This is a genomic window from Bradyrhizobium tropiciagri (assembly GCF_018130545.1).
GTDB lineage: Bacteria > Pseudomonadota > Alphaproteobacteria > Rhizobiales > Xanthobacteraceae > Bradyrhizobium > Bradyrhizobium tropiciagri_A.
This window is the reverse complement of the sequence record NZ_JAFCKF010000002.1, coordinates 1012576-1030514: the sequence shown is the minus strand read 5'-3', so window position 1 is coordinate 1030514 and position 17939 is coordinate 1012576. Positions and strand designations below refer to the sequence as shown.

Annotated in this window: 20 protein-coding genes; 6 read left to right on the top strand and 14 right to left on the bottom strand. The window is 65.3% G+C overall.

All coding sequences use genetic code 11. The annotated features are described in order from the left end of the window. Nucleotides 1-21: 21 nt before the first annotated feature. The 9 genes from radA to JQ616_RS39635 all read right to left on the bottom strand — a co-directional run bounded on the left by radA (nt 22) and on the right by JQ616_RS39635 (nt 9203). Nucleotides 22-1503 carry a DNA repair protein RadA gene (gene radA / locus JQ616_RS11530; RefSeq protein ID WP_212014400.1) on the bottom strand — a complete coding sequence of 494 codons (1482 nt, stop codon included), beginning with the start codon at nt 1501-1503 and terminating at the stop codon, nt 22-24. Nucleotides 1504-1656: 153 nt separating this feature from the next. After that, the gene (locus JQ616_RS11525; protein ID WP_212014399.1) at nt 1657-2265 is read right to left on the bottom strand and encodes a hypothetical protein; all 609 of its coding nucleotides are present in this window, start codon (nt 2263-2265) and stop codon (nt 1657-1659) included. A 173-nt stretch (nt 2266-2438) separates the two neighbouring features. Continuing rightward, nucleotides 2439-2723 (bottom strand): hypothetical protein, encoded by a 285-nt coding sequence (locus tag JQ616_RS11520; RefSeq protein WP_212014398.1) that lies wholly within the window; start codon nt 2721-2723, stop codon nt 2439-2441. Nucleotides 2724-3078: 355 nt separating this feature from the next. After that, complete coding sequence (locus JQ616_RS11515; RefSeq protein WP_212014397.1) at nt 3079-3804, bottom strand: sulfite exporter TauE/SafE family protein; 726 nt, start codon at nt 3802-3804, stop codon at nt 3079-3081. A gap of 123 nt (nt 3805-3927) precedes the next feature. Next, the gene (locus tag JQ616_RS11510; protein ID WP_212014396.1) at nt 3928-4731 is read right to left on the bottom strand and encodes an outer membrane protein; all 804 of its coding nucleotides are present in this window, start codon (nt 4729-4731) and stop codon (nt 3928-3930) included. A gap of 404 nt (nt 4732-5135) precedes the next feature. Further along, nucleotides 5136-5906: an exodeoxyribonuclease III gene (locus JQ616_RS11505; RefSeq protein ID WP_212014395.1), complete on the bottom strand. Its 771-nt coding sequence runs from the start codon at nt 5904-5906 to the stop codon at nt 5136-5138. A gap of 30 nt (nt 5907-5936) precedes the next feature. Continuing rightward, nucleotides 5937-7241 carry an alanine racemase gene (gene alr, locus JQ616_RS11500; protein WP_212014394.1) on the bottom strand — a complete coding sequence of 435 codons (1305 nt, stop codon included), beginning with the start codon at nt 7239-7241 and terminating at the stop codon, nt 5937-5939. 48 nt (nt 7242-7289) lie between these two features. Beyond that, on the bottom strand, nt 7290-8792 hold the full coding sequence (locus JQ616_RS11495) for a replicative DNA helicase (protein WP_212014393.1): 1503 nt from the start codon (nt 8790-8792) through the stop codon (nt 7290-7292). Nucleotides 8793-9080: 288 nt separating this feature from the next. Beyond that, nucleotides 9081-9203, bottom strand: coding sequence for a hypothetical protein (locus tag JQ616_RS39635; protein WP_283812622.1), 123 nt, complete (start codon nt 9201-9203; stop codon nt 9081-9083). 34 nt (nt 9204-9237) lie between these two features. On the opposite strand from JQ616_RS39635, the gene JQ616_RS11490 reads away from it, so the two are divergent. Continuing rightward, nucleotides 9238-9558, top strand: coding sequence for a hypothetical protein (locus JQ616_RS11490; RefSeq protein ID WP_212014851.1), 321 nt, complete (start codon nt 9238-9240; stop codon nt 9556-9558). Nucleotides 9559-9578: 20 nt separating this feature from the next. Here JQ616_RS11490 and JQ616_RS11485 read toward each other — a convergent pair whose 3' ends face one another. Further along, on the bottom strand, nt 9579-10832 hold the full coding sequence (locus JQ616_RS11485; protein ID WP_212014392.1) for an SAM-dependent methyltransferase: 1254 nt from the start codon (nt 10830-10832) through the stop codon (nt 9579-9581). Between the two features lie 257 nt (nt 10833-11089). Here JQ616_RS11485 and JQ616_RS11480 point away from each other — a divergent pair, with 257 nt between their 5' ends. From JQ616_RS11480 to JQ616_RS11470, 3 genes are all read left to right on the top strand, one after another. Beyond that, the gene (locus JQ616_RS11480; RefSeq protein ID WP_212014391.1) at nt 11090-12046 is read left to right on the top strand and encodes a hypothetical protein; all 957 of its coding nucleotides are present in this window, start codon (nt 11090-11092) and stop codon (nt 12044-12046) included. Between the two features lie 107 nt (nt 12047-12153). Continuing rightward, nucleotides 12154-12759, top strand: a complete 606-nt coding sequence (locus tag JQ616_RS11475) for a TetR/AcrR family transcriptional regulator (RefSeq protein WP_212014390.1) — start codon at nt 12154-12156, stop codon at nt 12757-12759. Next, nucleotides 12756-13217, top strand: a complete 462-nt coding sequence (locus JQ616_RS11470) for a PaaI family thioesterase (protein WP_212014389.1) — start codon at nt 12756-12758, stop codon at nt 13215-13217. The genes JQ616_RS11475 and JQ616_RS11470 overlap by 4 nt, the downstream gene beginning before the upstream one ends. Before the next feature lie 40 nt (nt 13218-13257). Here the strand turns inward: JQ616_RS11470 and rplI are convergent, their stop codons facing one another. From rplI to rpsF, 4 genes are all read right to left on the bottom strand, one after another. Further along, complete coding sequence (gene rplI, locus JQ616_RS11465) at nt 13258-13860, bottom strand: 50S ribosomal protein L9 (RefSeq protein ID WP_176531775.1); 603 nt, start codon at nt 13858-13860, stop codon at nt 13258-13260. Nucleotides 13861-13912: 52 nt separating this feature from the next. After that, a complete protein-coding gene (locus JQ616_RS11460; protein WP_212014387.1) occupies nt 13913-14878 on the bottom strand; it encodes a hypothetical protein in 966 nt (321 codons plus the stop codon). Between the two features lie 126 nt (nt 14879-15004). Beyond that, nucleotides 15005-15244, bottom strand: a complete 240-nt coding sequence (rpsR, locus tag JQ616_RS11455) for a 30S ribosomal protein S18 (protein ID WP_016844287.1) — start codon at nt 15242-15244, stop codon at nt 15005-15007. A gap of 6 nt (nt 15245-15250) precedes the next feature. Next, complete coding sequence (gene rpsF, locus JQ616_RS11450) at nt 15251-15718, bottom strand: 30S ribosomal protein S6 (protein ID WP_163155312.1); 468 nt, start codon at nt 15716-15718, stop codon at nt 15251-15253. Between the two features lie 350 nt (nt 15719-16068). On the opposite strand from rpsF, the gene JQ616_RS11445 reads away from it, so the two are divergent. Both JQ616_RS11445 and JQ616_RS11440 read left to right on the top strand, forming a co-directional pair. Next, entirely contained in the window at nt 16069-16773 is a 705-nt protein-coding gene (locus JQ616_RS11445) for a TetR/AcrR family transcriptional regulator C-terminal domain-containing protein (protein WP_212014385.1), read from the top strand. Then, entirely contained in the window at nt 16770-17795 is a 1026-nt protein-coding gene (locus JQ616_RS11440) for a fatty acid desaturase family protein (RefSeq protein ID WP_212014379.1), read from the top strand. Before JQ616_RS11445 ends, JQ616_RS11440 begins: the two co-directional genes overlap by 4 nt. The last annotated feature ends 144 nt before the right edge of the window (nt 17796-17939 follow it).

The following is a 17939-nucleotide window of genomic DNA, read 5'->3' as shown; positions in this document are numbered from 1 at the left end:
GGCTGAGACGTCACGCCTGCTTTAGGTGGTCTCGCGACGGAATCGGGCCGGTGTGGCATTTTTCCCAGCCTTATCAGCGTCTCCGGAGCCGGTTTCGTCGTTCCTTGGCGCCGCCCGGCCGCCGCGGGGCGTTCCGCGCGCGGCGATTTCGGCAACCAGCGTGGTCAGATTGCCGACGCTGTTGAGCGAGAGGCCCATATCGCCGCCCGGTTCGCCGCGGGCCGATTCGGGCAGGATGGCGCGGCCGAAGCCGAGCTTGAGCGCCTCCTTGAGCCGGGCCGGGGTCTGCGCCACCGGGCGGATCGCGCCCGACAGCGAAATCTCGCCGAAATAGACCGCATCCGTCGGCAACGGCGCATTCACCAGCGAGGACACCAGCGCCGCGGCCGCGGCGAGGTCGGCGGCCGGCTCCTGGATGCGCAGGCCGCCGGCGACATTGAGATAGACGTCATGTCCGGACAATTTGACGCCGCAATGCGCCTCCAGCACCGCCAGCACCATCGACAGCCGGCTCGGGTCCCAGCCGACCACCGCGCGGCGCGGCGTGCCCAGCGAGGTCGGCGCCACCAGCGCCTGCAATTCGACCAGCACCGGGCGGGTGCCCTCGATACCGGCAAACACGGCCGTGCCGGGACTGCCGAGCTCGCGTTCCGAGAGGAACAACTCAGAGGGATTAGTGACCTCGCGCAGCCCGAGCCCGGTCATCTCGAACACGCCGATCTCGTCGGTGGCGCCGAAGCGGTTCTTCACCGAGCGCAGGATGCGGAACTGCTGCGAGCCTTCGCCCTCGAACGACAGCACCGCATCGACCATATGCTCGACCACGCGGGGGCCGGCGATCTGGCCGTCCTTCGTGACATGGCCGACCAGGATGATCGCGGCACCGGTCTTCTTGGCGAAGCGAATGAGCGCCTGCGCCGAGGCGCGGACCTGGGTCACGGTGCCCGGTGCGGATTCGACCGTGTCGGTCCACATGGTCTGGATCGAGTCGATCACGATCAGCCGCGGCACCGCGCCTTCCGACAGCGTCGAGACGATGTCCTCGACCGAGGTCTCCGAGGCGAGCTGCACGGGCGCGTCCGCAAGCCCGAGCCGCTCGGCGCGCAGCCGTACCTGGGCGACGGCCTCTTCGCCGGAGATATAGACCGCGCGGTGGCCGGCGCGCGCCATCATGGAGGTGGCCTGGGTCAGCAGCGTCGATTTGCCGATGCCGGGATCGCCGCCGACCAGCAGCACCGAGCCGCGCACGAAGCCGCCGCCGGTGACGCGGTCGAGCTCGGTCATGCCCGACGACAGCCGCGGCGCGTCCTGGGTTTTGCCGGACAGCGATTCCAGCGCGAACGTACGTCCCTTGCGCTTTGAGCGGATCGAGACCGGCACCGAGCCCGTGGTGTCCTCCTCGGCCAGCGTGTTCCACTCGCCGCAGGAGTCGCACTTGCCCTGCCAGCGATTATACGCCGCGCCACAGTTCTGGCAGACGAAGGAGAGGGTGGATTTGGCCATGAAGGAACTCGATTCCGCATCCCTTCAATAGCACGGATCGGGAGGTGGCAACGCCCGGCGCCGTCGCCGTGCCCAGGCATGTTCGGTCGAAGCCGGATCCAGGACAGCGACAGTTCGAAGGATTTCATGTTGCGAGGCTCCGGCGGATGGCAGTCAGCGGGAGAACACCCGTGTTCCAGCCGGCCATCGCGGCTTGTCGCCGATCGGGCTTGCGCCGATCTCCCAGCCGACACCGCCCCAGAGCACGTCGACAGCACCAAGCTCCCCTGCGATGTCGCGGACGTAAAACACGTTCGGCTTGGCGTTGATCTCCAGCGGACCGCTGTTGCCATTGGGCTGTTGCTTCAACGTGCACCAGACGTCAGCCAATCTGCTCTCCTGGCTCTGACCCAATTTGGCCAGGATCTCCCTGTCGCTTGCGGCCGCGCTCAGGACGAAGCTTTGCAGCGATGCGTCGCTGATATCGTCCTCGACCTTGTTCGTGAAGCGTTGCGCGAAGGTTGCACCCAGCCAGGAGATTTTCACCGCTGCGCTCGAGGCGATGTCTTCCTTGAAATGTTCCCGCGCAACGAACTTTTCAGGGTGAGGAATGGCCGAGGTCGACGACGGATCGGGTGGTTCCTCAGGCTTTGGTTGCAACGAGCATTTGACACGGTCAGTGGCGACAGCCGATTGGCCAGGTCTTGTATCGTCCGCGGCGACGCTGAAGCCTTGCGCTGCCAGAAGCAAAGCCAGCGACAGGGTGAGGCTTAGCTGACGCATCGTGTTGTCCCTGAATCCGCTGTGTTCGCGGAGACAAGGTAAACCACACCTTGTGGATGTAAATTAAAGATCGTGTTTCTGGTTAAGGATAAAAAGTAAGTTCAACTACAGCGAGAATTTGAATCAAATGCTCTCCGGCGCGAGGAACCCAAATGTTGCTCGAGGCCGCAACGCTAGACGTGGATGTCTCGCCCGGACAGCAGCAGAGGATTCTCACGCGGCACCAAGGCCGTCGGCAAAGCCCGGCAGCATCTTGCTTGCGCGCGCAGCGGATCGCTCCAGCTCCAGCGCACGCGCCATGACGGATTGCTCGCGTAGGCCGGAATTCGCCAGACCCAGATCGTCTCGTAGACGCTGTCTCCGAACTGCGCGACATCGGGCTTTGCTGTCGGCCAGAAAGCCGCGCCGGCAACAGCGAGCGTCACGACCGTCATGCTTGTGATCATCAACTTGCGCATCGCGCGTCTGCCTTTCCCGCCTGTCACGGGTTCTCACAACCCGCTTGTCCAAATGCTTCGACTTGCGATCCCGAATCCGTCAGGCCGACATCAGACGTCGAGCTGCGCGCTCGATTGCGCGCCTTGTGCCGCCTGACTCCTGGAGATTCGCATCCGGGTCGTCGATCAACCCTGTGATGCCCGCTGGAGCAAAGTTCTTGTCCGCAAACGATCGAGTGCAAGTAATGAGATCGTCATAAACGCAGTCGCCCGATGGGGGCAATCCGGATAACACCGGGAACTGGGCGCTCAGCGGGCTCTTTAGTACAGCGTCCAGGAGCGTCGACCCCCGTAAAATCACGCCATGCCCGCGAGCCTACTGCGTCATTGCCGACCACAGCAGCGACACGCCGGCCGCCAGCATGATGCCGTCCATGATCAGGCGGAACGCCTCCGGCTTCATGTGCAGCACGAAGCGTTTGGCGATGAAGGCGCCGGCCATCAGCGAGGCGCCGGCGATCAGGCCCTTCAGCGCAATGTCTGGTGTCAGCGCGCCGAACCGCTCGAAGGTCACCGACTTGCTGACATAGAGCCCGAGCGAGCTCGCCGCCTCGGTGGCGAGGAAGGCGCCCTTGCTGAGGCCGTAGAACAGGAACAGCGGCACGCTCAGCGGGCCGGTCGAAACCACGACGCCGGTGAGATAGCCGATCACGGCGCCGCCGACGGCGAGATGCCAGAGCTTGGCCTTCAACTCGTGTTGCGCCAGCCAGTGCCGCACCGGCACCATCGCGATCAGGAACACGCCGATCGCGATATCGACCGCATGCGAGGGCAAAGCGAGCAGAGTGCGCGCGCCGAGGGCGGCGGCCGGAATGCCCGTGATCGAATAGGCGGCGCAGGCGCGCCAGTCGACCTCACGCCACCAGGCCAGGATGCGCGACAGGTTGGCCATGACGGCGGCCACCGCCATGATCGGCACAGCCTGCTTCGGGCCGTATTGATAGACCAGCACCGGCATCAGCATGATCGACGAGCCGGTGCCGACGATGCCCGAGATGGTGCCGGCAACCAGGCCGACGATGAGGACGAAGAGGAAGCCCACGTGCGCTCCGGGACGTGCTCGCGAGCAACCGTTCAGTCTCGGGAGCGGAGGCTCAGTGTGACCTGATGGGTCGAGGCGGCGCAAGGGCGCCGCTGAACCACGGACAGGCGATCGTGCGCGGCGTCAGTATTTCGCGACGACCGGGCCGCCGAAGCGGTAGTTGACGCGCACCGTCACCATGTCGACGTCCTGGCGGACGCGCTCGTCATGGTTGATCGCGGCGATGAAGGCGGGATCGTAGGTCAGATGAACGGTGTCGGTCCCCATGAACAGGTGATCGTATTCGAGCGCCATCGACCAGTTGTGCGCGATGGCATATTCGGCGCCGGCGCCGATCACGCCGCCCCAGCGCGTTTCGCTGCCGCGGTCGGCGATGAAGCCCACCGGCAGGCCGAGGCCGAAGGCCGGAGTGATGACGCTCTCATAGCGATCGCGCATCACGGCCGCGCCGCCCTTTGCGTAAAGCAGGAAGGCGCCCCAGGAGTAGCCGATCTGTCCGGTGAACAGGCCGATGGCATCGATCTTGGTGCGGTTCTCGAAGCCCGTAAACAACGGCGCGATGGACGGGTTCGAGCCGGAGAGGTCGGCCCAATTGCCCTGCGCTTCCAGGCCGAATACCCAGGCCGCATGCTGCCAGCGATAGCCGATCTGGCCGCCGGCGGTGGCGCCGCTCGCAGTATGGCAACCTTCGGGTCCGTTGAAGTTCAATACGCCAAGCGTCGGATTGGCGATGGTGAACGGCACGATGTCCCAGCAATTGCGGCTCCAGCCGCCGCCGCCATTGGCGCCGACATAGAAGCCGCTCCAGTCAGTCGTGGCCGCGACGATCGGCGGCGCCTTGACGTAAGGGCGGGCGGCGAGGTCGGCGGCTGAGGCGCTTGCAATGCCGAGCATCAGCATGGAGGCGGCGACAAAATATGTCTTCATGAGCAGGCCCAATGCATGAATCAAAAATCGTCGCGATTGTAAGCGAAGGGCACGACCTGCGGCTGTACCCGGTTCGCCACATCCGGCCGCATTCGCCGGCACCGCCCCACCCACATCTGTCATCGCCCGGCTTCGACCGGGCGATCCAGTACGCCGCGACTTCTCGGCTCAAGCACTGCTGCCTCTGGAATACTGGATCACCCGCTTTCGCGGGTGATGACACCCTAGCCAGGTGGATCGATTTCTCACCGTCGTCCCTGCGAAAGCAGGGACCCATAACCACAGGCAATCATTGTTGAGCGACGCCCGAACGACGAGTCCCATTCACAACACTGGCTGCGGAGTATGGGTCCCTGCTTTCGCAGGGACGACAGTCGTTGTGGGGCAGGCGCCATCACCAGCCATCACCGCAACACCACCCATGCCGGGGCATGATCACTCGCACCTTCCTCGCCACGAACGTCGCGGTCGACGCCGGCTTTCGCGAGCCGTGCCGCCAGGTCCGGGCTGAGCAGGAGATGATCGAGCCGGAGGCCGGCATCGCGCGGCCAGCGCTGGCGCATGTAGTCCCAGAACGTGAACATCGGCTGATCGGGGTGCAGCGTGCGGATCGCATCGCACCAGCCCTGATCGACCAGCGCCTTGAATGCGGCTCGGCTCTTCGGCTGGATCAGCGCGTCCTTGTCCCAGGAGCGGGTCGGATAGATGTCGAATGGCGTCGGCGCGACGTTGTAGTCGCCGGCGAGCACGACGGGGACCTTCTGCCTCAGCAGCTTGCCGGCATGGGCACGCAGCCGCTTGAGCCAGGCGAGCTTGTATTCGAATTTCGGTCCGGGCTGCGGATTGCCGTTCGGCAGATAGAGGCTGGTGACGACGATGCCGCGCACCGCGGCCTCGATGTAGCGCGCCTCGTGGTCGTCGCGGTCACCGGGCAGGGCGGTGCGGATCAGAACCGGGTCTGCCTTGCGCGCGAGGATAGCGACGCCGTTCCAGGTCTGTTGTCCCTGCCACACCGCGCCGTAGCCGGCCTTCGCGAGCGCAGCGGCCGGAAACTCGGCGTCGCTGGCCTTCAACTCCTGCAAGCTGACGACGTCGGGTTTGGCGGTCTTGAGCCAGCGCAGCAGGTTCGGCAGCCGGCGGTTGACGTTGTTGATGTTGAAGGTCGCGATCTTCATGCGCACGTGCAATCGCGACGGATCACGTCGTCAGGCGGAGGGCAATGGCGGCGGCGCAGGCGGCGCTGCTGTCGGCAAGCCTGGCGGCGCTGCTTGCGCCGCTGCCGGCTCGCTCTTCTCGGCGACCGCATCGACTTTCTCGGCGTCCGCGTTGCTCGTCGCGGCGACGGCATCGCCGCCCTTGTAGATGCGCACGAAGCGGCGGCCGAGGCTGGTCAGCACCTCATAGCCGATGGTGCCGAAATGATGCGCGACCTCGTCGACGGTGATGCCTTCGCCGATCAAGGTCACCATGTGGCCGCGGCGCACCGCATTCTTGTCGAGGTCGGTGATGTCGACCGCGATCAAATCCATCGAGACGCGGCCGGCGATCGGGCAGCGCTTGCCGGCAACCACGACCTCGGCGCCGCGGGTGCCGTCATTGGCGCTCGCGGCGCGGAAATAGCCATCGGCATACCCGGCGGCGACGATCGCAAGCCGGGTCGGCCGGCGCGCGGTCCAGGTGCCGCCATAGCCGACGGTCTCGCCGCGATCGATGTTGCGGATCTGCACGATGCGCGCCTTGAGGTCGACGACCTGCTGCATCGGGTTGTCGGCTTCCGGTGTCGGATTGACGCCGTAGAGCGCGCAGCCCGGCCGCACCATCTCGAACTGGAATTGGGCACCGAGGAACACGCCAGAGGAGTTCGCCAGCGAGACCGGCACGCCGGTGAACAGGCTTGCGATCTCGCGGAAGCTCGCCAGCTGCCTGGCGTTGACCGGACTGTTGAGCAACTCGGCGGAGACGAGGTGGCTCATCACCAGCGTGATGCCATGATCGCCGGCATTGATCCGCGGGATGATGCCCTGCGCTTCGCTGACCGTCAGCCCGAGCCGGTTCATGCCGGTGTCGATATGGATGGCGGCACCGCCGGACCAGCCTGAGCGGCGGCAGAACACGTCCCATTCGGCGAGTTCGTTGAGATCGCCGATCACAGGCTTGCAGTCGATCTTGGCGTAGGCCTCGCCGGTCTGCTGGAAGAAGCCGCCGAGCGAATACACGGTCGCCTGGGGGGCGGCCGCGCGCACCGCGGCGGCCTCCTCGATATTCGCGACGAAGAAGGTTTTGCAGCCCGCCTTGGCGAGCGCCCGCGAAACCTGCTCGGCGCCGCAGCCATAGGCGTTGGCCTTGACCACGGCGGCGCATTCGGCGGGGACTGCGGTCTTCTCGAGCTTGCGCCAGTTGGCGATGATGGCGTCGAGGTCGATGGTCAGGATGCCGGTGGCGGCCGGGTGGGCCGCCAGCAGATTGGCTTCGGGCGTCAGCTGCGATTTCGCGTCGGTCACGATGTTCATGGCGCAGTTGTACGCGGCGGGCTTCCGCCGTTCAACCGCGCAGCGGAATCAATGGGAGTGATCCGGAACCTGACCGTCGGCCGCGAGATCGCCGAACCGGGTGACGCTGGCCTCGAAGTGCAGTTCGACGGTGCCGGTCGGGCCGTGACGCTGCTTGCCGATGATGACTTCGGCCTTGCCGTGGGCGAGACCCATTTCCATCTGCCACTTCTCGTGCTCGGGGGTGCCGGGGCGAGGCTCCTTGTTCGCGAGGTAGTATTCCTCGCGGTACACGAACATCACGACGTCGGCGTCCTGCTCGATCGATCCGGATTCACGCAGGTCGGACAATTGCGGCCGCTTGTCGTCGCGGTTTTCGACCTGACGCGACAGCTGCGACAATGCGATCACCGGGACGTTGAGCTCCTTGGCCAGCGCCTTCAAATTGGTGGTGATCTCGGTGATTTCCTGCACGCGGTTGTCGTTGCCCTTCTTGCCCGAACCCTGCAGCAGCTGGATGTAGTCGATCACGATCAGGTCGAGACCCTTCTGACGCTTGAGCCGCCGCGCACGCGCGGTGAGCTGCGAGATCGAGAGGCCGCCGGTTTCGTCGACATAGAACGGCAGCGACTGCAACTCGATCGAGCAATCGCGGATCTTCTCGAAGTCGAGCTCGGAGATGCCGCCGCGGCGGATGTGGCTCGATGGGATTCCGGTGCGTTCGGCGAGAATACGGGTGGCGAGCTGCTCGCCGCTCATTTCGCAGGAGAAGAAGCCGACCGAGCCTCCGTTAGCGGCCTTGACGGTGCCGTCGGCCTGGACCTCGGGCACATAGGCCTTGGCGATGTTGTAGGCGATGTTGGTGGCGAGCGACGTCTTGCCCATGCCGGGGCGGCCGGCGAGCACGATGAGGTCGGAGGGTTGCAAGCCGCCCATGCGGGCGTCGAGATCGCGCAGGCCGGTCGAGATGCCCGACAGCTTGCCGTCGCGCTGGAATGCCTTTGCCGCCATGTCGACGGCAACCGTGAGCGCATCGGCAAAGCGCTGGAAGCCGCCGTCATAGCGGCCGGTTTCGGCGAGTGCGTAAAGCTGCCGCTCCGCGTCCTCGATCTGCGCACGCGGAGCGAAATCGACCGGCGCGTCGTAGGCGACGTTGACGATCTCCTCGCCGATCTGGATCAGGTTACGGCGCAGGCTGAGGTCGTAAACCGTGCGCCCGTAGTCGTGGGCGTTAATGATGGTGGTCGCTTCGGCAGCAAGGCGGGCGAGATATTGGCTGACCGTCATGCCGCCGAGGTCGAGCTCGGCCGGCAGGAAGGTCTTCAAGGTGACGGGCGTCGCAACCTTGCCCATCCGGATCAGGCTACCGGCTGTCTCGTAGATCTGCTGATGGATGATTTCGAAGAAGTGCTTCGGTTCGAGAAAGTCGGACACGCGATAGAAGGCGTCATTGTTGACCAGGATGGCGCCCAGCAGACCTTGTTCCGCTTCGATGTTGTGCGGCGCATTCCGATAGCTCGGCGATGCGGCGTCGGACGGGAGCTTGTGGACGTTCGAATCAATCAAGGCCATGGACGAGCTTATTCTTCTGATTTCGTCGTTGCTGCGATTTTCGGATGTGGGGCGGCGATCAAGCGCCAGCCGGGCACGAAGCGAAAGGACGGATGTTTCTTATGCACGATTCACACAACGCCATGTGTGAATCCGCGGCAGCCGGATGCATTCCGCTTGACGGGGTTTTGCCCGAAATCGGGCGGAAGGCGGCCGATCAGAAATGGTCAGCAAAACCCGGACGCGGCCTGAACCTTTTTTGAGGGCGAGCCGACCCATGCAAAGGCGAGGCGGCTGCTGGCCGGTTCCTCAGATCAGGATGAGGAAAGCCAGCGCAACCAAGGCGGCCACCACGCCGGTGGCGATCAGGGCGTAGTCGGTCGCGATATCGCGCTGCGGGTCCAACATCGTCTGGTGCGTTTCTCGGGTCATTCCGGACCACTACGACAGCCCGGAACAGACCTCTGTGAAGCAGATCACACCTGACGCATTTTCTTTGCGGCAGGATCGCGGGAACGACCCGGCGGATTCCGGGTTGTATTCGCTCAGGGAAGATACGGCGGCGATGGCTCAGGAGTTTCAGACAGCGCGATCGGGGCTTGGCCGGGCAGGCGGTATGGACCGCCGCTGGCTGGTGGCGCTTGTCGACGCCATGGAGCAGACCGCGCGTCCGGAGGTCCGGAATACCCCCTGCGATGCCAGGTTGATCTCGGCCGCCGCGGCCCATCTGGCCCGTCCGGCGCCGACCTTTACCCATTGCGGGTCGGCCTACAGCCTCCGCAACTAGCAGCACCCATTCTTGCAGGTTTACTCGCCGGCGAGTTGCAGCCGGGGCTTCGCCGCGCCGGCTTCCTTCAGCCGCAGCCGGGCTTCCTCGCGGCCGATATAGTCGCGGGTGATCGGGACAACGCCCTGGCGCTTGGTGAGCTGGAGCTGGAAGTTCATCATGTTCTGCACGCGGAACGACATCTCCGAGGCTGCGAGGTAGAATTCCCACATCCGCGCGAAGGTCTCGTCGTAGAGCCGCACGGCCTCCTCACGCCGCGCCATGAAGCGCTCGCGCCACGCCTTGAGCGTCTCGGCATAGTGCAGCCGCAGGATCTCCATGTCGCAGATCAGCAGGCCGGCCTTCTCGATCGCCGGCATAACCTCGGACAGCGCCGGGATGTAGCCGCCGGGGAAAATGTACTTGCGGATCCAGGGGCTGGTGACGTCGGGGCCGGTCGAGCGGCCGATCGAATGCAGCATCATGACGCCGTCGTCGCTCAAGAGCTCGGCGCAGCGCTTGAAGAAGGTCTCGTAATAAGCGACCCCGACATGCTCGAACATGCCGACCGAGACGATGCGGTCGAACGGGCCGGGGATGTCGCGGTAGTCCTGCATCAGGAAGCGCGCCGACTGCGACAGGTTCCGCTCCGCCGACCGGGCGTTGGAGATCTGCAGCTGCTCGGTCGACAGCGTGACGCCGGTCACGTTCGCTCCGCTCATCTCGGCAAGATAGAGCCCGAGCCCTCCCCAGCCGGATCCGATATCGAGCAGGCGATGGCCGGGCTTGATCAGGAGTTTTGCCGCAAGGTGGCGCTTCTTGGCGAGCTGGGCGTCGTCCAGCGCCGCGTCCGGAGTCTCGAAATAGGCGCAGCTGTATTGCTTGTCGGCGTCGAGGAAGAGGGAATAGAGCCGGCCGTCGAGGTCGTAATGGCGGGCGACATTGCTTCTGGAGCGGCCGCGCACATTGATCTGCTGGGCACGGCGTCCGAGGAAGCGCAGCCAGGCCTGCAGCCGGGCAAAGTTCGGCAACATGGCTGCCTGGCCCATCAGGACGGCCAGCACATCGGCGATGGTGCCTTGTTCCACCACGAACGTGCCGTCCATGAAGGCTTCGCCGAGATAAAGTTCGGGATCGACCAGGATGCGGACTTCGGCCGCCCTGGTCATGAAGCGCGCGGCGACCGGAACGCCGGTGCCGTCACCGCATTTGAATCGAGCGCCACTTGCGGTCGTGAACGTGATCGAACCGCGGCGGATGAAGCGCCCCAAGAAATATCGCAACAATCGGTCCATCGAGACACCAACGGAACGGCAAGCTGCACACCGACACCACCGGAGCTGATCACTCCAATGTGTCCCCAAACAAAACATAGGAAGGGAATTGGATCGCGCTATTGCGTTGTGCTCAAAGCCGATATTCCAAAATGTGACAATTGCGTGGATGCGTCACGCGCGCGCTTCCATTCGCGCGATAATCGTCTAAAAGGTGACCGCCGCGGCCGATCCATCAGGCGCAGGCGGCGAATTTTCCGGAATCTGGAGACTTAAGGATGTTGAGCCGAGCCCTCAGTCTGGCGACGGTGACGCTTCTGATTGGCCTGTCGGCCGGGTCAGTGCGCGCACAAAACCTCGAGGCCGGCAAAAGCCCCTCCCAGATTTTCGCAAACACCTGCACCGCCTGCCACAAGAGCCCGCGCGGTCTGCTGAAGACCGTGCCGGCCGGTTCGCTGCCGGGCTTCCTGCGCCAGCATTACACCACGTCGAGCGACATGGCCGGCGTGCTGTCGTCCTACCTGATTTCGAACGGTGCTAACGACCCGCGTTACCAGGCCAAGGATCAGCCAAAGGGAGCCAAGGGCAGGGAAGGCAGGCAGGAGGCAAACCAGCCTCCGGAGCAGGCCTCCGAGCGCCCGTCGCGCCGGCAGCGTCAGGGTGCCGCGCCACAGGAAGGCGCCAGGGAAGGTGCAAAGCCGGATGCCGACGGTCTGACCCAGGCGCCGGGCGAGGGTCGTCAGGGCCACCGCGGCCGGCGCATGGCGCGCCCGACCGAAACGCCCGAGGGCGCCAAGCCAGAGGACGGCCAGCCGCCGCAGGCCGCAAGCGAGGGCAAGCCGTCGCGCCAGAAGCATGGCCGCCGTGGCAAGCCGGTCGAGGAACCGAAGTCGGGGGAGGCGCCCAAGGGCGAGACCTCCGGTGACGAGCCGAAGGCCCAGACGGCTGTGAAGCATGAGGACAAGGGTGAGGCCGAGAAGCCGGCGAAGCCCGCCAGCCAGCCTGACGCGGCCAAGCTCGACGCGCCGAAGAGCAGCAGCGAGCCTTCAGCCGTGCGTTCCGACCCGGTTCCGCAGGTCACGCCGGCACCTGAGCCTGCCGCTGCCGCATCCCCCGCACCGGCACCCGCTGCACCGCCGGTGAGTGCAGCCGCGCCGCCGCCGCCGCCGCCGCCACCACCTCCGCCCCCGACGACGTCGGGCTCCGGTACGCCGGAAGCTCCGACCTCGAAGTAATCGGTAATCGCAAACGCCGGGCCGTGAGGTCCGGCGTATTCATTTGACTGTCACTAGAGTAAAACTCTAGAGTGTTGATCTAGGCGAGGCGACGACGGGGAGACGGTGTGAGCACGGCACGCGACGATCTGCTGGCGGCGGGACTGGCGGTGTTCGACCGCGACGGCTTCGACGGTGCCACGGTGGCCGAGATCCGCTCCCGTGCCCGTGCGTCCAACGGCAGCTTCTTCCACTTCTTCACCTCGAAGAAGGAGCTCGCTGGAACCCTGTTCCTGGAAATCCTGCAGGCCTATCACGCCGCGATCATCACCTCCGTCGATGACGCGCACGGCGCCAGCGAAGGCGTCGCGCGGCTGATCCACGCCCATCTCGATTGGGTCGTGACCTCGAGGCGCGAGGCGCGTTTCCTGTTCGAGATTTCGCGCAGCGAGTGGGGCGAGGAGGTGCGCGACGCGCAGCGCACCGAGAATTCGCGGCTCACCGAGGGCATCGAGCGCTGGCGCGCACCGCTGCTCGCGCGCGGCGAATTGCTGCCGATGAGTCCAATGCTGTTCTTCAGTCAGATCATCGGGCCGGCGCAGATCTTCTGCCGCGCCTATCTGTCGGGCCGCCACACCAGCGATCCGCGCGAACAAGTCCAGACGCTGATCGCCTGCGCGATCCGCGCGGTGGTGGCGCCGGGTGCGCCGGAGCGAGCAGGAGGAACGTCATGAGCGAGATCGATCCGGACTTTGCGCCGATCGCGACGCGGATTCGCGACAATGTCGGCCGCCAGGGCTTCATGGGCTTGGTCGGTGCTGAGGTGGCCGAACTGTCGCGCGGGGCGTGCACGCTCGCGGTCGACCGGCGACCGGAGCTGTTGCAGCAGCACGGCCTGTTTCACGGCGGGGTGACGGCGTTCCTGGTCGACAACGCCACCACGATCGCGGCGGCGACGTCGCGCGGCCAGCCGGCGTTGACCGCGGAGTACAAATTGAACCTGCTGTCGCCGGCGTCGGGCGATCGGCTGATCTGCCGGGCACGGGTGATCAAGCCGGGACGTCAGGTCGCCGTGGTCGCAGCCGACGTGTTCTGCCTTATCGACGGCAAGGAGAAGCACACCGCGACCGCGCTCGCATCGATCGCCATGCTCGACGACCAGGCGGCGGCACGAATCCAAAGCCCGGCCTGATGAGGGCCGGGCTTCAGTCGATCGAGCGATGGCGAGAAGCTTACTTCTCTTCGGCGGCCGGAGCCGGCGCGGCTTCGTCGTCGTGCTGGGCTTCCGGATCGAAGAACTCGCCGGCGGCGGCGAGCGCCTCGGCGGCGGCGTCCTGGTCTTCCTGACGGGTCGAGATGTCCTCGCCGCGCTTGATGCGCTCGGCTTCTTCGGCGGAGCGGGCGACCGTCACGGTGACGCTGGTCTCGACCTCGGGGTGAACCGCGATCGTGACCTTCTGCGCGCCGATCACCTTGATCGGCGAGTCGAGCCAGACCTGCGGACGGGCAACGGTGACGCCGTCGGCGGCGAGCGCAGTGACGATGTCGCGCACCGTGACCGAGCCGAACAGCTGGCCGGACTCGGAGGCCTGGCGGATGATGATGATGTCACGGCCGTCGATCTTCTCGGCGACCACGGCGGCTTCGCCCTTGGCCTTGATGTTGTTGGCCTCGAGCTCGGCCTTCATGCCGTCATACTTGGCGCGGTTCGCCTCGGTGGCGCGCAGCGCCTTGCCGCGCTTCAGAAGGAAATTGCGGGCGAACCCGTCCTTGACGCGCACGACTTCGCCCATCTGGCCAAGCTTGGCAACGCGTTCGAGCAGAATGACTTCCATTTTCGTTCTCCTTTGAGATGCTAAGTATCGGTTTAAGTGGTTGGATCGAATTTCACTCCGCGGGCAACGGCGGCGGCCGTGTCTGCAGATAGCGTTGGCGCAGTCCGAACACCGCGTCGGCGATGCCGAGCGCGAAAATTGCAATGATTGGCCAGCCGAACATGACGACGACGGCGTAGATGCCGCCGAGCCAGAGGCCGCGATTGGCGAGCGACAGCGTCAGCGTGTGCAGCACTGCGAAGCCGACCAGTGCATAGGTGATCACGAGCGCCATCGTGACGATCTGCGCCAGCAGTGCCAGCATGCCGCCGACGAAGCTGAACGCTGTCGCCACCAGCAGCGCGACCAGCGTCATGGCAGGGAGCGCCGTGCTGCGGAGCTCCGGCCACGGCCGGTTCAATCGCCCGGAGGTCTGGGTGATCTTGCCGGCGAGCCACAGGTTCAGCGTCAGCGTGACCATTGCGATGACCGTTGCCGCGAGCGGCGCGAAGATCACCAGGACGTCGACCAGCCGTTCGATTTCTCCGCTGGGTTGGCCCTGCTCGCCGGCGCTGAGCATCCTGAGCAGGCCACGCCGCAACGTGCCGGTGATCGTGTCGGTATCGGTGCCGAGCGTGAGCAGCGCGGCGGTCGTCGTGATGATCGCGAAACCTGTAATCCAGAGCAGGATGCGGCCGACGGGATACCATTCGAACGCAGGCGGCTGCTGGGTGGCGCTATCGCCCGTAGCGCTCGGCCGTCCGAGCAGCGCGAGATGGCCGAGCCACCAGCCGGGCACGGCGACCATCATGGCAAATGCGATGCTGTAGGGAAGTCCGAAGATCGCGCCGAGCACGGACGCCGCACCGACACCGCCGATGGCAGCGGCGAGGGGGCCCCAGCCGAGCGCCGCCACCATGATCGGCAGCGGTGCGAGATAGAACAGCAATATCGAGATTGCCGCGCCCGAACTGATCGAGGCGAACATCAGTGCCGACGCGGCGCCGGCTGCAAGTGCAACGGTGAATATTCCGATCATCAGCTGTCCCGCCCCCTTTGAGCGGTTAGGGGTCCTGCTTTGAGAACCCCAACCATCGGCGACCGGACGACCCGGAAGCCTTATGAGAATGAGCGGCCGGCGGCGTATGCCGCCGGCCGGAAACGATTAGCGGATCACGTAGGGCAGCAGGCCGAGGAAGCGCGCGCGCTTGATGGCGCGGGCGAGCTCACGCTGCTTCTTGGCGGACACGGCCGTGATGCGGCTCGGCACGATCTTGCCGCGCTCGGAGACGTAACGCATCAGCAGCTTGGAATCCTTGTAGTCGATCTTCGGCGCATTCGCGCCCGTGAACGGGCAGGACTTGCGACGACGGAAAAACGGACGGCGGGCACCAGCATCAGCCATGATTCATTACTCCTCGGTCGCAGCTTCTTCTTCGCGCGGACGGCGCGGGCCACGGTCGCCACGGAAACCACCACCTTCGCGGTCACCACGGAAACCGCCTTCGCGGTCGCCACGGAAGCCACCACCACGGTCATCGCGCTCGCGATCGCGGTCGGCCTTGCGCATCATCGCGGACGGGCCTTCCTCGTGCTCTTCGACGCGCACGGTCAGGTAACGGATGACGTCTTCGTTGATCCGCTCCTGGCGCTCGATCTCGGTGACGACAGCCGACGGAGCGTCGATGTTCATCAGCACGAAATGCGCCTTGCGGTTCTTGTTCATGCGGTAGGTGAGGGAGCGCACGCCCCAGCTCTCGGTCTTGGTGACCTTGCCGCCGCCCTGTTCGACGATGCCCGTCATCTGGGCCGTCAGTTCATCCACCTGCTGGGTGCTCGCATCCTGACGCGCGAGAAAAACATGCTCATAAAGAGGCATGGTTGTCCTTTCCTGTGTTGGCGCGGTTTCCGGCGACAAGCCCTTCGAGACCTTCGGAAAGGACTCGAGCTGCTCAGAAGGCGGGAGCACGGGACGACGGGCCGACTGGCCCTGCCACATCAAAATCAACAAGTGAGTTTGCTGAGACCGTCCGTTCAGCTCCCGGCCGGAGCCCACGAATGGCGCGCTTATACGGATTTTGGCCGCGAAAGCAAGGGTCCGCGGCGGGGCCTCGGCCTCCGGATTTGCAGGGAAGACCTAGCCTGCCGGGCCGTCCGGCACAACTTAGCCCGGTTCCATGTTGATTTCTTTGTTTGTATGTCATACAAATATATTCGGGAGGACGATCGATGGGTTCGGAGACCGCGAGCGGCACGTCAGCGCCCGATCCGAAGCATGCGGTCCGCGCGACACGGTCGGCGGGGCGCAAGATGCGCTCGTTGTTGCTCGATGCCGCCAGTCGCCTGTTCAAGGAGCGCGGGCTGTCGGGCACCTCGATCTCCGATATCGCCGCGGCCGCGGACGCCTTCCCGAGCCAGATCACCTATTACTTCCGCACCAAGGAAGCGCTGTTCGTCGAAGCCGCCAGCCGCGACATGCTCTATCTTGCGCGCGCGACCGAGCAGGCCGCCCTGAAGGCCCACACGCCGCGCGAATACACCCGCGCTTTGGCCGAGACCGTGACCGCGACCGACACGGTCGCCTTCTTCGCCGAGGCCCTGACGCTGACGCGGCGCCGGCAGGATCTCGCGCCGCTGGTCGAGCGCACCATCGAGCGCCTGCACAGCGAGGGCGCGCGGGCCTATGCGGGCCAGGTCGAACGCCATGGCTGGCGATCGCTGCGCGCGCCCGAGGAGAGCTCGCGGCGCTTTTGGGCGATTGCGATTGGCGTGATCGTCGAGGGTTTTGCGATGGGCCGCGGCGCCGAGGAGATGTGCCGCGAATTGCTGCGCGCACTCGGCGAGCAGGCAACATCGACACCGGCTGCTGACACGACGCGCCTGCGGCTGGTCAGCGATCACAGCACTTCAACGGACGGGGAGACCAGCTCATGACCGCGCTGCGCATGCGAGCCCGCGATTTCCTGACCGAAGACGAACTGGTGTCCGTGCGCGAGCGCACGACGTGGAAGGGCGTGGCGCTGATCGCGCATGCCTGGGTACTGATCATCGGTGCGATCGCGCTGGTCGCATGGTGGCCCAATCCGCTGACCTATCTGCTTGCGGTCGCGATCATCGGCTCGCGCCAGCTCGGGCTTGCGATCCTGATGCATGACGGCGCGCACGGCTGTCTCTCGGCGGACGAGACAACCAATCTCACGCTGAGCCAATGGTTCTGTGCCTATCCGATCTTCGCGGAAACCCGCGGCTATCGCCGCTATCATCTGCAACATCACGCGCGGACGCAGCAGGAGGATGATCCGGATCTGGTGCTGTCGGCGCCGTTTCCGATCACGAAGCTGAGCTACCGCCGGAAATTCCTCCGCGACATCACCGGACAGACCGGCTACCAGCAACGCAAGGCGCAGCTGCTCAATGCGATCGGGCCGAAGGAGTGGCCGCTGTCGCGGCGCGCCGCAAACTTCTGGCAGAAGCTCGGGCCGCAATGCGTCACCAACGCGGTGCTGTTCTTTGGCCTCGCCGTCGCCGGCGTGTGGTGGGCCTATCCGCTGCTATGGCTGGTGCCGCTCTTGACCTGGATGATGGTGATCACGCGGATCCGCAACATCGCCGAACATGCCGTCGTGCCCGACAGCTCCGATCCCTTGCGCAATACCCGCACCACGCGGGCCAATATCCTCGAACGGCTGTTCATCGCGCCGTATTACGTGAACTATCACCTCGAGCATCACCTGCTGTTCTACGTGCCCTGCTACAACCTGCCGCGCGTCCACCGTATCCTCAGCGGAAGCCGCTATGCCGAGCGGATGGAGGTGCAGCCGGGCTACGCCGCCGTGCTGCGGCTGGCGACTGCCAGGCCCGCCCACGAGGACCGCCCGGGCCAGCTGGTCAACAGCGCCCGCCGGGCGCGGGCCGGGGGCAAGGTTAACGCCGACCAGAATGCCGGCGGATTTTAGGGCCGAACCCGTCCGGCATCCCCAGGGTTCCTGCCGCGCGGCTTGACAGCGCGCCCCCCATCAGTGTCTTACGGCCCGGTCTGGAGCCGGTTGCAAGGCTTGGTTGTAAGGGATTGGCCCGGACCCGCTGTGGCGCGCATCGCG